Origin of the sequence: Stenotrophomonas sp. UBA7606 (genome assembly GCF_002477705.1) — a bacterium.
Lineage (GTDB): Bacteria > Pseudomonadota > Gammaproteobacteria > Xanthomonadales > Xanthomonadaceae > Stenotrophomonas.
This window is the reverse complement of the sequence record NZ_DLJW01000021.1, coordinates 1-19,726: the sequence shown is the minus strand read 5'-3', so window position 1 is coordinate 19,726 and position 19,726 is coordinate 1. Positions and strand designations below refer to the sequence as shown.

The window sequence follows — 19,726 nt, the reverse complement described above, 5'->3', positions numbered from 1 at the left end:
AACGTGGTGGGTTTACACAGCTAGGCGTTGTCCCTTCTCCCGCAAGCGGGGGAAGGTGCCCCGAAGGGGCGGATGAGGGAGAGCTTTTGCTTTTCTGGCCGGTAGCCAATTTCATTGATGCTGCTTCGGCTTTGCCCTCACCCCAACCCCTCTCCCGGAGGAAGAGGGGCTTTCAGCTTTACTGCGGCAGTACTTCCAGGGTGGCGACGTAGCTCAGGCGGCGGACGTTGGCCTGCGGGATCGAGGTCTTGTTGTCCTCGGTGCCGGTCTCCATCCAGTACATGCCGGCCTGCGGCCAGGTCACCGAGAACTCGCCGTTGGCGTCGGTGGTGACCTTGATCTCTTCCTGGGCGTTGCGGTAACGGGTGGCACCGCGGGTGATTTCCACTTCCAGGCCCGCCTGCGGCTTGCCGTCGACCAGCAGCTGGAACTTGCTGCTTTCACCGGCGAACAGGTCATTCGGGTGGCCGCTGGCTACCAGCTCGATGCCCTTGCCGGTGGGCTTGAGCGCCGTGGCATTCGGGCTGCCGTTGGTGACAAAGGTTTCCACGCGGCCGGCGGTCTCGGAGACCTTCAGGTCCTTGGCGTCCTTCGGCACTTCGGTAGCAAAGCCGGCCGCATTGCCGCGCCAGCGCTTGGGCTTGCCGTCTTCCTGCCAGTTGGCCATCAGGCCGGCATTGACGTTGGCCAGGCGGTAGGTGCCCTGCTGGGTCAGCTCGACGTCGAACACGCTGCGCAGCTTGCCAGTGGCCACGTTCTGCGGCTGCACGACGCTGCCATCCGGGGCGGTGATCACCAGGTTGTCGATGCGCAGTGGCACATGGTTGAAATAGAACAGGTCGTTGGACACGGCCGCGTCCACGGTGATCCACGGGTTGGCACCGGCGATGACGGTCTGCGACGGCTGCAGCCAGGCCTTGTGGGCGGCAGCGGAGAAGGGCAGTACCGCGGCAATGGCGGCGGCAAGCAGGAGGGAACGCTTCATCGGTTGGCTCCGTTGGTAAGAGGGATCAGGGCTTGATGGCGAGGGTGACGGCGCCGAGTTCGGAGGTGCCTTGGGCACTGCCGTTCTGCGCACCACGTGCCGGCCAGCTGAAGGGGATCTTGACCAGCTCGCGGCCACCGACTTCGCGCACGGCTTCCACCACCAGGGTGTACTGGCCGGCGGGCAGGGCGCGCAGCTGCGGCTGGCGGTCGGTGAAGCTGAGCTGGTGCTTGCCGACCGGGCGGGTCGGGCCGGTGACGCCATCCACCGGCACCTGCAGGTTGCGGCCGCTCTTGCGCCACCACTGGCGCAGGTCCGGCAGCCACTTGGTGCCATGGCCTTCGGCGGTGTCACGCAGCTGGTACCAGACCGACAGGTTGGCGGCCACCTGCTGGTCGGCACCTTCGATCCATACCGCGACATACGGGCGGTGGTATTCGGCCACGTTGAGCTTGGGCACTTCGACGTTGACGTCGAGGCTGGCGGCATAGGCAGCGGGGGCGGTGGCGATCAGGCCACTGAGGGCGATGGTCAGGGTGACGCGCATGATGCGACTCCGGAGAGAAAGACGGTCAATGGATGAGGAGCAGGGCGATCAGCAGCGGGATCAGCAGACCCAGGCCGACCAGCGGCCAGGTCATGCGCCGCTGCCGCGCATGCAGATGCAACAGGAACAGGCCGGTGATGCAGAACACCAGGCAGGCCACTGCAAAGACGTCGAGGAACCAGCCCCAGCCCGGGCCCGCATTGCGGCCCTTGTGCAGGTCATTGAAATAAGAGACCCAGCCGCGCCGGGTTTTCTCGAACTCCACCGCGCCGGTTTCGCGGTCGATGCTCAACCAGGCATCGCTGCCGGGGCCGGGCATGGACAAATAGATTTCTTCCGGCGACCACTCGGCCTCGCGGCTGCCAATGGACACTTCCAGGCGATTGGATAGCCAATCCGCTACGCGCGCGGGCAGTGGTGCGTTGCCGTCTTCGCGATCACCCAGGGCCTTGAGCACCGGCGCTGGCAGTTCCAGTTGCTGGTTCTGCACCTGCGGCTTGGCTTCGATCCTGGATGCGTGGTTCAGGGTGATGCCGGTGATGGAGAACAACAGCATGCCGATCAGGCATACCGCCGAGCTGATCCAGTGCCACTGGTGCAGGGTGCGCAGCCAGAAACCACGGCTGGCCTGTTGTTGCACGGTGGTGGCGGTGCTGCGGTCTGCGGACACGGGAATAGGCGGTGTTGAAGGCGGACAATTAGAGCATTAATGAGAATGATTCGCAATTTGTGAAGGTGCTTCGCCCCCCTCCCTTTGCCGCAGGCAAGGGGAGGGCCGGGGGGATGGCTTTTGATCTGGCTGTGCCTTGGTTCTTTGCTTCACGTCAGAAGCAAGATCAAAAGCTACCCCTCGCCAACCCTCCCCTTCACTGCATGAAAGGGAGGGGTTGGTTCTGCTGGTGGTAACGCTTGAGGAGGTGTGGCGTTGACACGGGAACCGCGTCCCCTGTGCGGCGCACAAGGGAGGGAGCCCACCCTTTAGAAGCTCAGGTTCACGCTCAGCCAGAAGCTGCGTGCCTTGTCCTTGTTGTTGTAATCGTCCTCGAACAGCACTTCGTTGGTGGCGTCACCGTAGATGCCGCTGCCGTCCAGATCGTTGAACACGGTCTGGTAGGTGGTGAAGTCGCGGTCCAGCAGGTTGTTGATGCGGGCGTTGATCTTCATCCACTGGGTGGCCTGGAACGAAGCACCAAGATGGAACACGGTGTAGTCCTTGTAGTACAGCTCCTGGCCGGTGATCGCACTGACGCCGCGGTAGCGCTTGGAGCGTGCTTCGCTGGTCACGAACAGGTTGAGGCGGTCGCTTACCTGCCAGTCGAAGGTGGCATTGGCCATGTGCTTGGCGCTCAGGCCAAGCGGACGGCCCTTGTCGGCACCGCTCTTCTGCTCGCTGTCGGTATAGGTGTAGTTGGCACGCAGGCCGAAGCGGTCGCTGATCTCCCAGCGGCCGGCCACTTCCGCACCCTGGATCACCACTTCATCGATGTTCACCGTCTTGGTGCTGGTCGCATAGCCCAGATCGGCGTACTCGCCGGTGCTGGTACAGACCAGCGACAGGCCAGTGCCGCAGGGCTGGGTGGAGATCTTGTCGTCGAACTTGTTGTGGAACAGGGTGGCATTGAAGTTGTGGCCATCCGGGTGTTGCCAGTACACCGCCAGTTCGGTGCTGGTGCTGGTCTCAGGCTTCAGGTCGGGGTTGCCGAACATCGGCGAGGTGCCCTGGCCGCCAAAACCGGTGACGCCGTCATACAGCTGGGTGGTCTTGGGGGTCTTGAAGCCGGTGCTGACACCGCCCTTGACCGTCCACTGCGGGCTGACGGTGTACACGCCGTACAGGCGCGGGCTCAGGTGGTCGCCGAACACTTCATGGTCGTCGAAGCGCAGGCCGTAGGTGATGGCCAGCGGTTCGATCACCGTCCAGGTATCCTCGGCGAACAGCGAATACATGTTGTGCTCCTGCTTGCGGCCCGGATCGCCGGCTTCGGTGCCGAACACGCCGTCGGTCAGTTCGCCACGGATCACCTGGGTGCCAAACACCGCAACGTGTTCGCCGGCAGCCTGGAACGGCATGTCGACCTTGGCGTCCAGGGTGTACTGCGCGCTCTCCAGTACACGCTTGGGGCGCGGCAGGAAGGTGGAAGCGGCCAGCGCACGACGATCGGCCAGGCTCATGCCGGCATAAGGACCGGTGCCGTCGACCATCTGCAGCAGGTGCTCGCGCTCGGCCACGGTGAACGGCATGGTGCGGCCGTCATTGTTGGTGGCCACGTGTGCCAGCGAGACGAAGCTGTTGCCAAAGCCCCACTTGCCTTCGTGGGTCAGTGCCCAGGCATCGCGGGTGAATTCCTGGGTGGGGCCGTAACCTGCACGCGGGTTGGCGCGGCGTGACCAGGTGCCACCGTTGTTGCCGCAGGCGGTGGCATTGTTGCCGGCCGCGCCCAGGCAGAAGTTGCCGGCGGTGAAAATGCTGCTGATGCTGTCGACCGTGCCGACCGGGTATTCCTCTTCGCCGGCATCGTTGATCTTGATCGAGTTGTCGTATTCCTGGCGCGAGGTGTCGTAGTCCAACGTGATGGTCTGCGCCTCGGTCGGGGTCCACGCCAAGGTAATGCCGCCGGCCTTGTTGGTGTTGTCCACGGTCTTGCCGCCGGTACCAAAGCCCAGTGCACGGTTGTGCTGGTTGCCGGCCGGGTCGGTCACCGACGAATAGACCGGGTTGGAGGCATCGCGGTCATACCAGCTGGCGCGTGCGCTGAGGTTGAGCTTGCCCGGCAGCAGCGGGCCGGTGACGAACAGGTCGGCGGTACGGTCGTCGCCGAACTGGTCGTCGGTCTCGAAGCTGCGGGCCAGAGTGGCCGAGCCGTGCCAGCTGTCCAGGGTGCGCTTGGTGATGACATTGATCACGCCGCCCATTGCATCTGCGCCGTACAGGGTGGAGGCGGGGCCGCGGATCACTTCGATGCGCTCGATCGCATCCAGCGGCGGGATGTGGTTGAACTGGTTGCCGCCGAAGTTGTTCGGGTAGATGTCGCCATGGTTGTTCTGGCGGCGGCCGTTGATCAGGATCAGCGTGTAGTCCGAGCCCATGCCGCGCATCGAGATGCTGCCCTGGCCGGTCTTGTCGCGGGTCTCGCCGACATCCACGCCTTCCAGGTCACGCACGGCATCGAGCAGGGTGATGTACGGGCGCTTGGCCAGTTCTTCCTGGGTGATGACCGAGATGCTGGCCGGGGCATCGGTGATCTTCTGCTCGAAGCCGCTGGCGGTGACGACGACCTTGTCCAGCGTGGTTGGCGCGCCGCTGCCGTTGGCATGGGCGCTGGCGCTGATGGCGCCGAGCACGGCGAGGCTGAGCAGGTGGCGGGAAACGGACACACGGTGGCGCTGGCGCAGGGCCATGGGAATACCTCGATCAAGGAATGCAGGTTGCAGCCGCCATCACCACAGGCGCGGGCGCGTGCAGGGGCGAGCTGGGAAGATAGAGAGGGGTGAAGCGGAATCGACTACGCGCGGAGCGTCAGCTCAACGGTGGCGCCTGCCCGCGTTGCTGGCGCGGACTGGCCAATGCATGGGCAATGACCGGCTCGGATGCCGGGATGGCCGTGCGGATGGGGGTGTCGTCGACCGCTGCAGACAGCAGTGGCTGTACATCAGGCTGGGGCTGGACTGCGCGTGGCGCGCGCAGCTGTGCTACCCGGCGCAGCTTGGCGGGGCTTTCTTCTTCCAGGTGGCGTTCGCCGCCTTGACGTTCTTCAGCGGGTGCCGACGCATGGCCGGTTTCCGCCATACCGTACCGGGACAGCTGGATGCCGCTCTCGCAGAGCCCAGCCAGCAGCGACAGCAGCAGCAACAGGCACAAGGCCAGCGGGCGCAGGCTGACGACGCCGGAAACGGCGTGGCGCGGTGCGTGCTGGCGCTGTGGTTGGTGCATGCGTATCCCCGGATGGCGGACGCGGCGACAGGGGCCGACGTGCGCGGTGCGGCATTGTAGATACGATTCGTTAACTTTTGCAAATGAGAATTGATATCAATTTGACGAATATCAAACGCTGCTCGGCATCATGTGTGGCAGCCGACGTAGCCCGGGTAAGCGGCGCACCCGGGAGGCGGGGATCTATCGGATTTTCTGCGGTGGGCCCCGCGACCCCGGGGGCGCTGCGCTTACCCGGGCTGCGGTTCTATTGGGCTTCCTGCTGGGGTCCCGGGTGCGTTGCGCTTACCGGGGCCACGGTTCTGTTGGGCTTCCTGCCGCGGTCCCGGGTGCGCTTTGCTTACCCGGGCTACGCACTCTCTGCCGGCGGCACTATGTGTTGCTCAGGTTTCGGCCCATTGCCGCAGCAGGTTGTGATAGATGCCGGTCAGGCTGACCAGGGAGGGGTGTTGCGGGCAATCCTGGGTCAGTTGTTGGATGGAGGTATCCATTTCCCACAGCAGGCGGCGGTGGGCATCGTCACGGACCATGCTCTGCACCCAGAAGAACGAGGCCAGGCGCGCGCCGCGCGTCACCGGCTGCACCTTGTGCAGGCTGCTGGACGGGTAGACCACCAGGTCACCGGCCGGCAGCTTCACTTCGTGCTCGCCGTAGGTGTCGCTGATGATCAGCTCGCCGCCGTCGTAATCCTCCGGCTCGCACAGGAACAGCGTGCAGGAGATGTCGGAGCGGATATGCGTGCGTTGTGCGCCGTGGCCGACGCTCATTACCGAGCCATCGACGTGGAAGCCGTACTCGCCACCGCCGGTGTATCGATTGAAGCGTGGCGGCAGGATGCGCAGCGGCAGTGCCGCGGCGAAGAACAGGGGATTGCGTTCCAGCGCGCCCAGAACATGCTGGCCCAGCTCGGCCTTCAGCGGTGAGGCATCGGGCAGCTGCAGGTTGCGCTTTACCTGCGCACCTTGATGGCCAACGGTCTCGCGGCCATCAGCCCAGTCGGCCGCTTCCAGTGCACGGCGGAAACCGGCGACTTCCTCGGCGCTGAGTACATTGGGTATGTGCAGCAACATGGCGGTCTTTCCGAAAAGGGCGCAGGGGAGTGTAAGCCCCTGCGCCCATCTGATCAGAAGCGGAAGTCCGCGCTGAACAGGAAGGTACGCGGGGTACCCGGGGTGTAGCGGTAACCGCTCTTGTTGATCGCGGCGACGTACTGCTTGTCGAACAGGTTGTAGGCGTTCAAACGCAGCACCAGGTTGTCGTTGACTGTGTAGGAGGCCACAGCGTCATAGACGGTGTAGGACTTGACGAAGGCCGGGGTACCCACGGCACCGTCGGTACCGCGATGCATCTCGCCGGAGTAACGCACGCCGCCGCCGATGGTCAGGCCGAACGGGAACACGTAGCTGGTCCAGCTGGTGAAGGCATCTTCCGGGGTGTAGGTCAGGTTGTTGCTGCCATCCGCAGTAAGCAGGCTGCCGGTGTCCACCCGGGTGTTCATGTGGGTGTAGCCAGCAGAAACCGACCAGTTGTCGGTGATCTTGCCGACGGTGGAGATCTCCACGCCCTGGACGGTCTTCTGCCCGTTCTGGAAGTAGCCATCGGCGGCGCTGCCGGTGATCTCGTTGGTGACTTCGGTACGGAACAGGGCAACGTTCAGCGCCAAGGCGTCATCCATGAACGCCCACTTGGTGCCCACTTCGAGGGTGCGGGCTTCCTGCGGGTCCATGTTGATGTTGTTGACGTTGCCAACGGTTTCGTTGAGCTGGAAGTTGCTGCCGCCCGGGGGCTGCTGCGAGATCGCGTAGTTGGCGTAAAGGCTGACAGCGTCATTGGCCCTGTAAAGCGCGCCGATCTTCCAGTTGATCAAGGTGTCGGAATCTTCCTGCGAAGGCAGGGCGATGACGGTGCCGGCAGGGTTGGTGCCGCAAGCCGGGCCGCCGCGGCCGCCGCAGACAGCAGCGCTGGCGTATTCGGTCTTGTAGTGATCGGCACGAATGCCGGCGGTCAGCATGAAGCTTTCGCTGAACTTCAAGGTGTCGAATACATACAGCGAGGAAGTAGTGGTCTGACCACGCGTGTCGGCACCAGTACGGCTCGAAGTCAGGCCGGAGGCATTCCAGTCCGGGTTGTAGAGGTTGGCCGGGCCCCAAGCTGCACCAGCGGTACCGGCATGGCCCCAGGACTTCTGCTCTTCCTTGGCGAACTCCAGGCCAGTAGTCAGGTTGTGCTGGATGCTGCCGGTGCTGAAGTCGGCACGCAGGTTCAACTGGTCGGTCAGGATGGTGTTTTCCTGATCCTTGTAGGTCAGGGTGCTGCGATTCATCGTGTAGGTAGACAGGTCATTGATATCTGTCCACTTGATGTTGCCACTGATCGGGTTGGTTGCAGTGCCGCCGGTGGACATGAATGCCGTCAGCAGATAGTCCTGCTCGGTCTTGCCCCAACGCGCGGTGTTGGTCAGCTTCAGCGTGTCGGAGAAATCATGTTCGAAGCGGAAGGTCGCCTGCTGCGAGGTCACGTCATCGTGGTCGTAGCGGGTACCGTAGAAGTTCTCGGGGTTCACCGGATGACCGGCCAACTGCTCCAGGCCCGGCTGCGGAGTCCAGCCCGGCAGGCCGATGGTCGGCACGAAGCCGTCGGGGATGTTGTCCTGCTTCAGGTACTGCAGGTTGAGGAAGTAGCGGGTGTCCGTGCCCAGGCCGAAGCCGAACGACGGCGCAAAGCCCCAGCGCTTGTTGTTAACGTGGTCACGGCCGGCCACATCGCTGTCCTGCCACATGGCGTTCAGACGCAGCGCGGCAGTGGCGCCCAGGGTCTGGTTCCAGTCGGCGGTAGCGCGCTGCTGACCATCGGTGCCGGCGGTGAGGCTGCCTGCGATCGCATCGCGCAGGTTGGCCTGCTTGCTGATCATATTGATCGCGCCGGTGGGCGCGGTGCGGCCGATGTCGGTACCGGCCGGGCCTTTCAGCACTTCGACCTGTTCGGTGTTGAAGACGTCACGGGAGATCGAGCCGAGGTCGCGGATGCCGTCGACCAGGATGCTGCTGGAACTGTCGAAGCCGCGCATGTAGACGGTGTCACCGGTGCTGGTGTTGCCGTTCTCACCTGCATAGAAGGTGCCCACGCCGGCGCTGTTGCGCAGTGCTTCGGTCAGGGTGGTGGCACCCTGCTGGTTGAACAGGTCGCTGGTGATCACCTGGATGGTCTGCGGGGTGTTCTGCAGGGTCTGGGTGTACTTGTTGGAGGCGGACTTCTCGGCCCGGAAGCCGTTCATCGCATGCACCTCGACCTGGTCCAGGGTCTTGGCTTCCTGGGCGCCGGCCAAGCCAGGCAGGGTTGCCAGGCTGAGGCCGGTGATCAGGCTGGCCGTGGTCGAGGCCAAGGCCAAGGCGCTGATGCGCGGCGCGGTGCTGCTGTGCTTGCGGCTTTTGATATGGGTCATGGTGATGATCGGTAGTGAGAAGGGGAAGCCGAACGACCGCCGCAGCCTGCTGGCGCGGGGGTAGGAAACGGTTCGCTGAAGCGGGCCATGCGACATGGCGCAGACGTTGAACGATGAAAAAACGGCGGGCCGCAGAGCGCGCCCGCTACAGCTGATCAGGCGTGCGGCGGGGCGTGGCCGGGATTGAGCCGCAGGTAGGGTGCCAACGGATAGCGTTGGGTGCGTTCAACAGCGTGCAGCAGCCGTGTGTCGCTGGAGGCAGTCATGAATACGCGACTGGCGGCAAACGGAACCAGCACAACCGGGTTGGACAGCATGGCTGCCGGACGCGCCCGGACCAGGCGGGAGGACTCGCCGCCGGATTCACTGATGGCGACCATTTCCAGCGGGTGCTGAGGATGACCGGGTTCAGGCGAAACCAGTACCCGGTCGAAGCCTTCGATCGTGAGCGGGGCGGTGACCGCGGCCTTGGCCTGGAATGCAATGGCCCAGACCAGCAGCATGCCGAACACCAGTATCAGCCAAGGCAGACGCTGCCGCACGTTGGCGACAGTCGATAGTTGAACCTTGGTTGACGGGAAGGACATGAAGAAAAGCGCAGAGAGTTAATTTCGCGTTATCGCGACAGATGCGCATATTATTGAGAATTGTTTGCGTTTGCAATTCCATGCGCGATATGGGGCGCTCTTGCCGGGGGGAGGTTTAAAACCGTCCGTCTCCCAATGCGCTGGCGCAAAAAATACGGCCGGGTATGGAGGCGTAGCGGAACGCGGCAAAGCGGGGGGCGTAATGCTGCCCCTCCTTGCTTCGGGCGGACGGCCGCCCGGCTCAGTCGCGGTCGTCGCGCGACCAGATGCCGCCGTGTTCGCGCTTTACCGGGAACTTGGGTACGGCTGTATAGGCGGGCGCGCACAGGGCGCGGCCATCACGGATGTCGAAACGGGCACCGTGCAGGATGCACTCGATGCTGCCTTCGTCCGGGTCCAAGGTACCGGAGGACAGTTCGAATTCCTCGTGCGTGCACTGGTCTTCCAGGGCATACAGCTCGCCGTCGAGATTGAACACCACGATCGGGGCGCCGGTGACCTCGTCGAAGCCGGTTTTCAGCTCGCCCGGCAGCAGTTCTTCGCTGGCGCAGATGAAGGTCCAGGTTTCGCTCATGCAGCTGCCCCCAGCGCCTTTTCCAGGATCTCGAACTGCAGGTCGTCGCGCTTGGGGATGCCAAAGCGCTCGTCGCCATACGGGAACGGCTTCTTGATGCCGGTGCGCACGTAGCCGCGGCGCTCATAGAAGGCGATCAGTTCGTCGCGGCAGTCGATCACCGTCATCTGCATGGTGGGCAGTTGCCATTGCTCGGCCACATGCTGTTCCGCGCGCTGCATCAATTGCTTGCCGATGCCGCCGCCCTGGGCGGTTGGGCTGACCGAAAACATGCCGAAGTAACCGTGGCCGTTCTCATCGGCGACGTGGCAGCAGGCTTGCAGTTGGCCGTCCTGTTCGGCGAGCAGGATCACGCTGCGCGGGCGCTCCAGATCGCCCTGGATGCCGGCAGCGTCGATGCGCTGGCCGTCGAGGATATCGGCCTCGGTGGTCCAGCCCACGCGCGAGGCGTCACCTCGGTAGGCGGAGGTGACCAGGTCGATCAGGGCCGGGATGTCGGCGGCGGTGGCGGTGCGGAAAGTGAGTGCGTCCATGCCGACATTCTATTCCCGGCGCGCGGGGCCGAACAGTTGGTCTCGTGCGGCAATAGCTGCTGTCACGGCTGGGTGGATTGATCCAGGAATTCAGCGACGCGATTCCACAGCATGCTGCGGTTGGCCGGGTCCAAAATGCCATGGCCTTCCTCGTCGAAATACAATTCAACCGGTGCATGGCCGGCCAGGTGCAACATCCGCGAGATGCGCCGGCTGTGCTCGAAGTCCACGCGCTGGTCCTCACGGCCATGGGCCAGCATCACCGGGAGGGTCAGCTCGTCATAGCGATAGAGCGGCGATATGGCACGCATGCCCGCCGCATCCTCGCTCGGGTTCCCCATCATTTTCTCCGCCAGCTGCCGGCCTTTCTCGCTGCGGGCGGTGTCGCTGGCAGTGAAAAACAACAAGCGGTCGCTGATCCCGGCGATGGAGACCACGCAGCGGAACCGTTGTGGCCAGCGGATGGCTGAAACCAATGCCGAGTATCCGCCGTAGCTGCTGCCAACCACGCACATGCGGGATGCATCGAGTGGGTACTGGGCCAGTGCCTGGCTGAGGGCAGCATCGATGTCATCTTCAATGCGGGTGCCGTAGCTGCGGTGCCCGGCCTCGCGGAAGGCACGTCCATACCCTTCCGAACCACGGAAATTGACCCGCAGCACGGCATAGCCGCGCGAGGCGAGGAACTGCACTTCCGGATCGAAATGAAGGCTGTCGGCAACGCCGATGGGGCCGCCGTGCGGAAGGATCACGACCGGACGCGGTTGCTGGCCTGCCGGGAGTGTCAGGAAGGCTTCAACATCCAGGCCGTCATTCGCCTTGAATTTCAGCAGCTGGGTCGGGGCGAATTTCTGTGCTGTCAGCCAGGGATGGGATTGGGCGACCAACGAGGCACGGTTTTGCCGGGTATCCAGATGGTAAAGCTGCGGTGGCGCATCGGCACCATCCACGCGCACCACCAGGTTGCTGCCGTCACGGCTGCGTTCGACCAATTGCACGGCCAACCCGGCGAACGCCGTGCCGAGCTGCTTGGCAACACGTGCGTCGCCATCCTGGAAGTACTCGGAGAGCAACTGCCCATCGCGATAGAACTCAACCCCGATCGGAACCCGCGCATCGTCGAAGATCACCGAGTGAACATCGGTGCCGGGTTGCGAGTACAGGGTGCGGGTCAGCGCGCGGCTTGCAACGTCATACTCGACCAGATCCCGCTGACTGCGTTTGTCGTCCGTGAGCGCATAGATCTTGCTGGCGTCCGCGGAGATGGCTACCGGATCGAAACCGAGCTCGTCCGAAAGCACCATGACATCCTTGAAGCCATCCGGCTGGCGCTGCACCAGCACGTGGTCTTCGCCGCGGCGGACAACCCCCAGCCGCAGCTCGCCCATGCCATCGACAAACCACCAGGTGTCGTCGTTTATTCCGCTGTTGATGCGATTGCGCAGTGTTGGCCGAAAGCCTTCGACCGCGGCTTGTCTGGCAACATTGAGCGGGTGGACCATCAGTTGGCCTTCCCGCGACTGGCTTGCGAACAGGATATGGCCCGGTTTGCCTGGCAGCAGGTCCAGGACGCGGCCCTGGATGGGCAGCAGATAGCTGGAATAGTGCGGCTTGCCATCGGCGGCGGTCGTGATGTGCAGTACCGAAACCCGGTTCAGCCCGTTGGACAGGCGCACGGATGTCAGCAAGGTGTCATCGTCCGCCCAGCGGAATGATGCCAACGGCATGTCGCTGGTGCCGAGCCTGGTCTGGATGCTGGACCGGAGGTCGATCAGGTCGACGCTCCAGTGCGTATCGTCCTGTCGAACCTGCAGGGCCAGCAGGGTGCCGGCGGGGTTCAGGCTGGTGCCCAGGATCTGCGGGGGCTGCCAATAGGGAGTGATCTCGGGCTTGCCCCTGTCCTTGTCGCGGTTTGCAGTAACCGCTGGCGGCGATGTGGCCGCGATGACCTCGGCAGGGAAGCTGGCTGGCCCGGCTTTTTCCCTGTAGAAAGCCGGAAACGGGTCAGGGTAGCGGCCGACATGGGTGAAGCTGAAGTTTGCATACAGCGCCGGGTGGGTGCGTTGCAACCAGTCCATCGCGGCGAGGCTGCGGTTGGAACGATGAACCTCAGCACGCCATAGCGAACTGGGACGGAACACCAGGTCGCCGGGATAGACGATGGTGCCAGCATCGACCTGGAATTCCAGTTCCTGATCTTCCTTGAGCATGTAGCGGAAGTCGCCGAAGGGTCGGAGCTCGCGCCAGACATAGCGTCCAGCGGTAGCGACATAAAGGCGATAGTTGTGGCCGGCTCGCAGGCGGGACATCACGCCATCGCCCCAGACCTTGCCGTCGCGGTTCAGGCGGACCGAATCCAGGGCGATGCTGGTATCCACGGCAGCAAGGATCAGCGCTTCCCCTGGTTTGAGCACGGGCACCTCGCCGGGCTTTACCGGCTCGATGGCGGCCCAGCCAAGGATTGGCCAACACAGGCAGGCAAACAGCAGCCAGAGCTGCGTGCTCAACGATGACAAACGGCGTCCGTGCTTCATTCCAGCTCCCGATCTTGTTCAGCAAGGCTTGCATGATGCACAGCGGTAGACAAGGGGCGCGGAGCATTGGTTGGTGCTTTTCAGTGACGCCGTTTGTGCAGCGAAAGCAGGGAGCCTGCCAGTGCTCGAAGCTTGTGTCCCTGCCTTTGCCGTAGGCAAGGGAGAGGTTGGCTGTGTGTTCTGGAGGCGCGGGGCGCAACGTGTGCCGCTGGTGCGTGGTGCGGGTGTTTTTTGAAGTCCCCTGCCGAGCATGGCTCGGCACTACAGGTGAAGCGCTTGCCGAGCATGGCTCGGCATTGCGCTCCCTCTCTTTGCCGCAGGCAAGGGGAGGGCTGGGGAGGGGTTGAGCTTTGTGCTGTTGGATCTGGGGCTTCGCGGCTCACGCCGCTCCTGCAAAACCAGCGTTGCGCCTTAGCCCCTCTCCCGTTTACGGGAGAGGGGTTGGGGTGAGGGCGCTTTTGCTGTTTGAATTTCGGTTTGTAGTGTTATCGGCTTCGCGGCTTATGGCCCGAGGCCACCCAGCGCCGCTCCTACAAAGCCAGCGCTGCTCAACCCAACAGGCTGCGCACTTTCTTCAACGCCGCCATGAAGGACTCGATCTCTTCATGCGTGTTGTAGAAGGCCAGCGAGGCGCGGCAGGTGGCCGCAACACCGTAGTACTGCAGCAGCGGGTGCGCGCAGTGCTGGCCGGAACGCACGGCAACGCCTTGCAGGTCGAGCAGGGTCGCCAGGTCGTGCGCATGCGCGCCTTCGATCTGGAACGACACCACCGCGGCCTTGTTCGGCGCGGTACCGAAGATGCGCAGGCCTTCAACGCGCTGCAACTCTTCGGTGAAGTGGGCCAGCAGTTCCTGCTCGCGCGCTTCGATGTGCTCGCGGCCGAGTTCCTCCAGGTAGTCCACTGCGACGCCCAAGCCGATGAAGCCGGCGATGTTCGGGGTGCCGGCTTCGAACTTGTGCGGGCCGTCATTGAACACGGTGCCGTCGAAGCTGACTTCCTTGATCATCTCGCCACCGCCAAGGAACGGCGGCATGTCCTGCAGATGCTCGCGGCGCGCCCACAGCGCACCGGTGCCGGTGGGGCCGCACATCTTGTGGCCGGTAATGGCATAGAAGTCGCAGCCGATTGCTGCCACATCCAGAGTCAGGTGCGGTGCCGCCTGCGAACCATCGATGACGGTGACGATGCCGCGCTTGCGCGCTTCACGGCAGATATCGCGAACCGGGTTGATGGTGCCCAGCACGTTGGAAACGTGGGTCAGTGCCAGCAGCTTCACTTCCGGGGTCATTGCTGCATGCAGCGCGTCCAGGTCGAGGCTGCCATCGGGCTTGATCTCGGCCACACGGACGCTGGCGCCGGTGCGCTGGGCAACCAGCTGCCACGGCACGATGTTGGCGTGGTGCTCCATGCGCGAGACCAGGATCACATCGCCAGCCTTCAAGCGCGGCAAGGCCCACGAGTACGCGACCAGGTTGATCGCGAAGGTGGTGCCGCTGCACAGCACCAGCTCATCGGCGCGCACGTTGAGGAAGCGCGCCAGTTTGTTGCGCGCGCCTTCGTAGGCGTCGGTGGCCTCGGTGCCGAGCGCGTGCACGGCGCGGCTCACATTGGCGTTGTAGCGGCGGTAGAACTCGTCCACCGCGCCGATCACCGACAGCGGCTTCTGCGCGGTGTTGGCATTGTCGAAATACACCAGCGGCTTGCCGTTGACTTCGCGCATCAGCAGCGGGAAATCGGCGCGCACGCGCTCCCAATCGGGGGCGCTGGCGGGGTGCTGGATCGGACGCGGGGAACTGAGATTCATGCCATGCCTGCCTGTTGCAGTGCCTGGTCCAGGTGCCGGGCCAGCTTTTCGGTAAGAACGCCTTCCACCGCGGACAGCGGCTCGTGGCAGAACGCGGCGCTGAGCATGGCGCGTGCCTGTTCGGCAGGCAGGCCGCGCGAGCGCAGGTAGAACAACGCGTTTGCGTCGAGCTGGCCGACGGTTGCACCGTGCGCCGCCTTGACCTCTTCGGCGTCGATCACCAGCGTCGGCTGGGTATCGATCTCTGCATCGGCCGAAAGCAGCAGGTTCTTGTTGGACAGGTTGGCATCGGTGCCGTCGGCACCTTCGCGGATGCCGATGCCGCCATGGAACACCACGCGGCTGCGGTTGGCCGCCACGCCACGCCAGACCAGCTCGGCGCTGGTGTCCTTGGCGATGTGCTCGATGCCCAGGCGGGTGTCGATATGGCGGCGGCCGGTGCCCAGCAGCACGCCATTGGCGGTCAGCTTGGCGTTGTCGCCTTCCAGGCGCACGTTGAGCTCATGACGGCTCAGCGCAGCACCCAGTTCCAGATCGATACGGCGGTATTCCGCATCGCGTGCCAATACCGCGTCGGTACGCAGCAGCGAGGTGGCCCGCGCGCTGTCGGCCTGCACGCGGGCGTGCGACAGCACGGCGTTCTGGGCGATGTGGACGTGGACCAGGGTGTTGTCCAGGTGCGCGCTGTCGCCAGCCTGCAGGTGGTGTTCGACCAGGCCGAACACAGCGCCACGGCGCAGCTCGATCAGGTGACGGTGATGCCAGGCGTGATCGCTGGAATCCGCCGCGCTGACAAATACCAGATGCAGTGGAGTTTCGCTGACGATGCCGTCGGCCACCTGCACCAGCACGCCCTCATCGGCGAGTGCGGCATTGAGCTGGGCGAACACTTCCTCGGCGCGCTCGAAGCGACGGCCCAGGAAACGCAGTGCCTCGGGCTCTTCGGCCTGCACGGCGGACAGGGTGCGCACCTGCACACCGGCATCCAGCGACGACAGATCGCTGAGGGCAGCACTGTGGCGGCCGTTGACGAAGACCAGGCGTGGCGACGGGATGTCGGCCAGCAGCGCGGCATCGATGTCCGGGGCCTGCAGCGGCGCGGCAGTGAAACTGCGGCGCTCCAGCTGGCGCAGTGAGGTGTACTTCCAGGCCTCGTTGCGGGCGGCGGGCAGGCCGGTCTTGAGCGCAGCCTCAAGAATCTCCTCCCGTTCGGCGATTTTCGTTGAATCCCCGCACATGGATGTGCGGGCTGTTGCGAAGGATTCGCGCAACGAATCGAGCAGGGCATTCATTACTTGGCGGCCTCGCGGACCACGCGGTCCTTCAGGAAGTCATAACCGTGGGCTTCCAGCTCCAGTGCCAGTTCCGGGCCACCGGTCTTGACGATGCGGCCGTCGGCCAGCACGTGCACCACGTCCGGCTTGATGTAGTCGAGCAGGCGCTGGTAGTGGGTGATGACCAGGAACGAACGCTCCGGCGAACGCAGCGCGTTGACACCATCGGCCACGCTCTTCAGCGCATCGATATCCAGGCCGGAGTCGGTTTCGTCGAGGATCGCCAGCTTCGGCTCGAGCACGGCCAGCTGGAAGATCTCGTTGCGCTTCTTTTCGCCACCGGAGAAACCTTCGTTGACGCCACGGTGCAGCAGCTCGTCCTTCAGGTGCAGCACGGCCAGTTTCTGCCGGACCAGCTTGAGGAACTGCATCGAGTCCAGCTCTTCCTCGCCACGGGCCTTGCGCTGTGCATTGAGCGCGGCACGCAGGAAGTAGGTGTTGTTGACGCCGGGGATTTCCACCGGGTACTGGAAGGCCAGGAACAGGCCGGCGGCGGCGCGTGCTTCCGGTTCCAGCTCCAGCAGGTCGCCATCTTCGAACTGCACGCTGCCAGCGGTGACGTCGTAGCCGTCGCGGCCGGACAGGACATTGCCGAGGGTGGACTTGCCGGCGCCGTTCGGGCCCATGATGGCGTGTACTTCGCCCGGCTTCACTTCCAGCGACAGACCCTTGAGGATTTCCTTGTCGCCGATGCTTGCGTGGAGGTTTTCGATCTTCAGCATGAGGGTGCGTTCTTCAATATGTAGGGTGCGGGGCGATCAGAGCTCGCCTTCGGCGCGATCGAGGAAGGTGGCGCGCAGCCACTGGGTGCGCTTGCGGGTCAGTTCGGCCTTGTTGGCCGAATACAGCATCGGGTACATCGAGCCGTACAGGACGCGCGGGTTCTCGTCCTTGCCCACGGGGTAGCGCGCTTCGATGTCGGCATCGCGCAGCGGAATCCACAGGCGCTGGGCAGCGCGCAGCTTGTCGATGGCGACCGGCTGGCCCTGCAGCTTCTGCATCACCTGCCGGTACACGGCATTGAGCTCGGCGTCGGCCGCCTCGGCGTCTTGCGCGGCGCATTGGTTGATGTCCAGCTGGGTGCTGGCATCGTCACAGACCTTGCCCGGCGACGCGGCGGAGGCTGCGAACGGCAGTACGGCCAGCAGGAGCAGCGGCAGGCGGCTCATCCGACCGATCCTTCCAGCGACACTTCCAGCAGTTTCTTGGCTTCCACCGCGAACTCCATCGGTAGTTCCTTGAAGACCTGCTTGCAGAAGCCGTCGACGATCATCGACACCGCGTTTTCCTGGTCGATGCCGCGGGCGCGGCAATAGAACAGCTGGTCGTCGGAGATCTTGGAGGTGGTGGCCTCGTGCTCGACGGTGGCGCTGGGGTTCTTCACCTCGATATAGGGGAAGGTGTGGGCGCCACACTTCTTGCCGATCAGCAGCGAGTCGCACTGGGTGTAGTTGCGCGCGCCTTCGGCGCCACGGTCAACCCGCACCAGGCCGCGGTAGGTGTTCTGGCCGCGGCCGGCGCTGATGCCCTTGGAGATGATCTTGCTCTTGGTGCGCTTGCCGACGTGGATCATCTTGGTGCCGGTATCGGCCTGCTGGCGGTGGTGGGTCAGCGCGACCGAGTGGAATTCACCCACCGAGTCGTCGCCCAGCAGCACGCAGGACGGGTACTTCCAGGTGATGGCCGAGCCGGTTTCCACCTGGGTCCAGGTCACCTTGGAGCGCGCGCCACGGCATTCGGCACGCTTGGTGACGAAGTTGTAGATGCCGCCGACGCCGTTCTCGTCACCCGGGTACCAGTTCTGCACGGTCGAATACTTGATCTCGGCCTCTTCCAGCGCCACCAGTTCGACCACCGCGGCGTGCAGCTGGTTTTCATCGCGCATCGGCGCGGTGCAGCCTTCCAGGTAGGAGACGTAGGCCTTGTCCTCGCAGATGATCAAGGTGCGCTCGAACTGCCCGGTATTGCTGGCGTTGATGCGGAAATAGGTGCTCAGCTCCATTGGGCAGCGCACGCCGGCCGGGATGAAGACAAAGCTGCCGTCGGAGAACACTGCCGAGTTCAACGCGGCGAAATAGTTGTCGCCCACCGGCACCACCGAGCCCAGGTACTTCTGTACCAGCTCCGGATAGTCGCGGATGGCCTCGGAGATGGAGCAGAAGATCACCCCCTTCTCGGCCAGTTCCTTGCGGAAGGTGGTGCCGACCGAGACCGAGTCGAACACCGCATCCACTGCCACGCCGGCCAGCTTCGCCCGCTCGTGCAGCGGCACGCCGAGCTTTTCATAGGTATCCAGCAGTTCCTTGGGCACCTCGTCCAGCGACTGGTACTTCGGGCCCTTGGGCGCGGAGAAGTAGCTCAGTGCCTGCAGGTCGATCGGCGCGATGTCGAGCTTGGCCCAGTCCGGCTGGCGCATGGTCAGGAAGTGGCGGTAGGCGTCCAGGCGCCACTGCGTCATCCACTCAGGCTCGTCCTTCTTGGCCGAGAGGGCGCGGATGACGTCCTCGTCCAGGCCTGGCGGGAACGACTCGGATTCGATCAGGGTGACGAAGCCTGCGTCGTATTTACGACCCAGCTGCTCATGGATTTCACGGTTCGGGCTGTCGACGGTGTCGACCGGTTCGATGATTTCGGTGGCCATCAGGGCTGCCTACGGTTGTTCAGGAGACGACGTCGGCGCTGATGCGTCGACGGTCGGCAAGCGGTAAGGGGTGCAGCATCTGCGCAAGGGTGACGCCGCGCAGGGCATCGGAAACCACGTCATTGATCAGCCGCCAGTTGGAGCGCACGCCGCATTGGCCGGCGAGGCCGCACTGGCTCTGCTCCTGGCTGCATTCGGTGATGGCCAACGGGCCTTCCATCGCTTCCAGGATCTCGATCAGGGTGATCTCGGAGGCCGGGCGGGTCAGCCGGTAACCGCCGCGCACGCCGCGTAGGCCTTCGACCAGACCGGCCTGGGCCAGGGGCTTGAGCAGCTTGCTGACGGTGGGCGGCTCCAGTCCGGCGGCTTCAGCCAGGTCGGTCGCGCTCAGCACTTCGGCCGGCCGTGCGGCAAGCACGGTCAGGACGACGGTGGCGTAATCGGTGAGCTTGGTGACGCGGAGCATTGCGGGAGCGTGGGTATCAATGTGGACCAAAATTGTACGCTTTCTGGTCCGGGCGGCCAAGTTTTGCCGTTCAGCTGGCAGAAAACCCCGGCCAATCATGGGACGGCAGCTGTTTCCTCTCCCCTCGTGGGAGAGGATGCCGAAGGCAGGAGGGGGGAGCGGCGAAGCCGCTGCTTTTGGCTTCTACTGCCCCAAAAAGTCGGGCGGGCATAGTGGTGGGCTTCAATTGCGCGCCAAAAGCTACCCCTCTCCCCAACCCTCTCCCGCAAGGGAGAGGGGGCAAGAGCAGGTGCACGCGGAGCCATAGATCTTCTCCTCTCCCCTCGTGGGAGAGGATGCCGAAGGCA

17 protein-coding genes are annotated in these 19,726 nt (G+C 64.1%); all 17 read right to left on the bottom strand.

Annotated features, from left to right (window positions below; genetic code table 11):
• Nucleotides 1-178: 178 nt before the first annotated feature.
• The gene (locus tag B2527_RS03505) at nucleotides 179-985 is read right to left on the bottom strand and encodes a DUF4198 domain-containing protein (RefSeq protein ID WP_293706158.1); all 807 of its coding nucleotides are present in this window, start codon (nucleotides 983-985) and stop codon (nucleotides 179-181) included.
• A 25-nt stretch (nucleotides 986-1,010) separates the two neighbouring features.
• Complete coding sequence (locus tag B2527_RS03500; protein WP_293706157.1) at nucleotides 1,011-1,532, bottom strand: DUF2271 domain-containing protein; 522 nt, start codon at nucleotides 1,530-1,532, stop codon at nucleotides 1,011-1,013.
• 25 nt (nucleotides 1,533-1,557) lie between these two features.
• Nucleotides 1,558-2,202, bottom strand: a complete 645-nt coding sequence (locus B2527_RS03495) for a PepSY-associated TM helix domain-containing protein (protein ID WP_293706156.1) — start codon at nucleotides 2,200-2,202, stop codon at nucleotides 1,558-1,560.
• Nucleotides 2,203-2,510: 308 nt separating this feature from the next.
• Nucleotides 2,511-4,931: a TonB-dependent receptor domain-containing protein gene (locus tag B2527_RS03490; RefSeq protein WP_293706155.1), complete on the bottom strand. Its 2,421-nt coding sequence runs from the start codon at nucleotides 4,929-4,931 to the stop codon at nucleotides 2,511-2,513.
• A 118-nt stretch (nucleotides 4,932-5,049) separates the two neighbouring features.
• Nucleotides 5,050-5,463, bottom strand: coding sequence for a hypothetical protein (locus tag B2527_RS03485; protein ID WP_293706154.1), 414 nt, complete (start codon nucleotides 5,461-5,463; stop codon nucleotides 5,050-5,052).
• A gap of 383 nt (nucleotides 5,464-5,846) precedes the next feature.
• A complete protein-coding gene (locus B2527_RS03480) occupies nucleotides 5,847-6,533 on the bottom strand; it encodes a Fe2+-dependent dioxygenase (RefSeq protein ID WP_293706153.1) in 687 nt (228 codons plus the stop codon).
• Between the two features lie 53 nt (nucleotides 6,534-6,586).
• Nucleotides 6,587-8,905, bottom strand: coding sequence for a catecholate siderophore receptor Fiu (locus tag B2527_RS03475; RefSeq protein WP_293706152.1), 2,319 nt, complete (start codon nucleotides 8,903-8,905; stop codon nucleotides 6,587-6,589).
• A 155-nt stretch (nucleotides 8,906-9,060) separates the two neighbouring features.
• Nucleotides 9,061-9,492 carry a hypothetical protein gene (locus B2527_RS03470; protein ID WP_293706151.1) on the bottom strand — a complete coding sequence of 144 codons (432 nt, stop codon included), beginning with the start codon at nucleotides 9,490-9,492 and terminating at the stop codon, nucleotides 9,061-9,063.
• 241 nt (nucleotides 9,493-9,733) lie between these two features.
• Nucleotides 9,734-10,066, bottom strand: a complete 333-nt coding sequence (locus B2527_RS03465; protein ID WP_293706150.1) for a non-heme iron oxygenase ferredoxin subunit — start codon at nucleotides 10,064-10,066, stop codon at nucleotides 9,734-9,736.
• Entirely contained in the window at nucleotides 10,063-10,599 is a 537-nt protein-coding gene (locus B2527_RS03460; RefSeq protein ID WP_293706149.1) for a GNAT family N-acetyltransferase, read from the bottom strand. The genes B2527_RS03465 and B2527_RS03460 overlap by 4 nt, the downstream gene beginning before the upstream one ends.
• 62 nt (nucleotides 10,600-10,661) lie before the next feature.
• The gene (locus B2527_RS03455) at nucleotides 10,662-13,133 is read right to left on the bottom strand and encodes an alpha/beta hydrolase family protein (protein ID WP_293706148.1); all 2,472 of its coding nucleotides are present in this window, start codon (nucleotides 13,131-13,133) and stop codon (nucleotides 10,662-10,664) included.
• Nucleotides 13,134-13,681: 548 nt separating this feature from the next.
• On the bottom strand, nucleotides 13,682-14,938 hold the full coding sequence (locus B2527_RS03450; protein WP_293706147.1) for a cysteine desulfurase: 1,257 nt from the start codon (nucleotides 14,936-14,938) through the stop codon (nucleotides 13,682-13,684).
• A complete protein-coding gene (gene sufD / locus B2527_RS03445) occupies nucleotides 14,935-16,230 on the bottom strand; it encodes a Fe-S cluster assembly protein SufD (protein ID WP_293706146.1) in 1,296 nt (431 codons plus the stop codon). Before sufD ends, B2527_RS03450 begins: the two co-directional genes overlap by 4 nt.
• The gene (gene sufC, locus B2527_RS03440; RefSeq protein WP_282271346.1) at nucleotides 16,230-16,994 is read right to left on the bottom strand and encodes a Fe-S cluster assembly ATPase SufC; all 765 of its coding nucleotides are present in this window, start codon (nucleotides 16,992-16,994) and stop codon (nucleotides 16,230-16,232) included. The genes sufD and sufC overlap by 1 nt, the downstream gene beginning before the upstream one ends.
• Nucleotides 16,995-17,030: 36 nt before the next feature.
• The gene (locus B2527_RS03435) at nucleotides 17,031-17,441 is read right to left on the bottom strand and encodes a lysozyme inhibitor LprI family protein (RefSeq protein ID WP_293706145.1); all 411 of its coding nucleotides are present in this window, start codon (nucleotides 17,439-17,441) and stop codon (nucleotides 17,031-17,033) included.
• Nucleotides 17,438-18,913, bottom strand: coding sequence for a Fe-S cluster assembly protein SufB (gene sufB, locus B2527_RS03430; RefSeq protein WP_293706144.1), 1,476 nt, complete (start codon nucleotides 18,911-18,913; stop codon nucleotides 17,438-17,440). The genes B2527_RS03435 and sufB overlap by 4 nt, the downstream gene beginning before the upstream one ends.
• A gap of 19 nt (nucleotides 18,914-18,932) precedes the next feature.
• Nucleotides 18,933-19,379, bottom strand: coding sequence for an SUF system Fe-S cluster assembly regulator (locus tag B2527_RS03425; RefSeq protein WP_293706143.1), 447 nt, complete (start codon nucleotides 19,377-19,379; stop codon nucleotides 18,933-18,935).
• Between the last annotated feature and the right edge of the window lie 347 nt (nucleotides 19,380-19,726).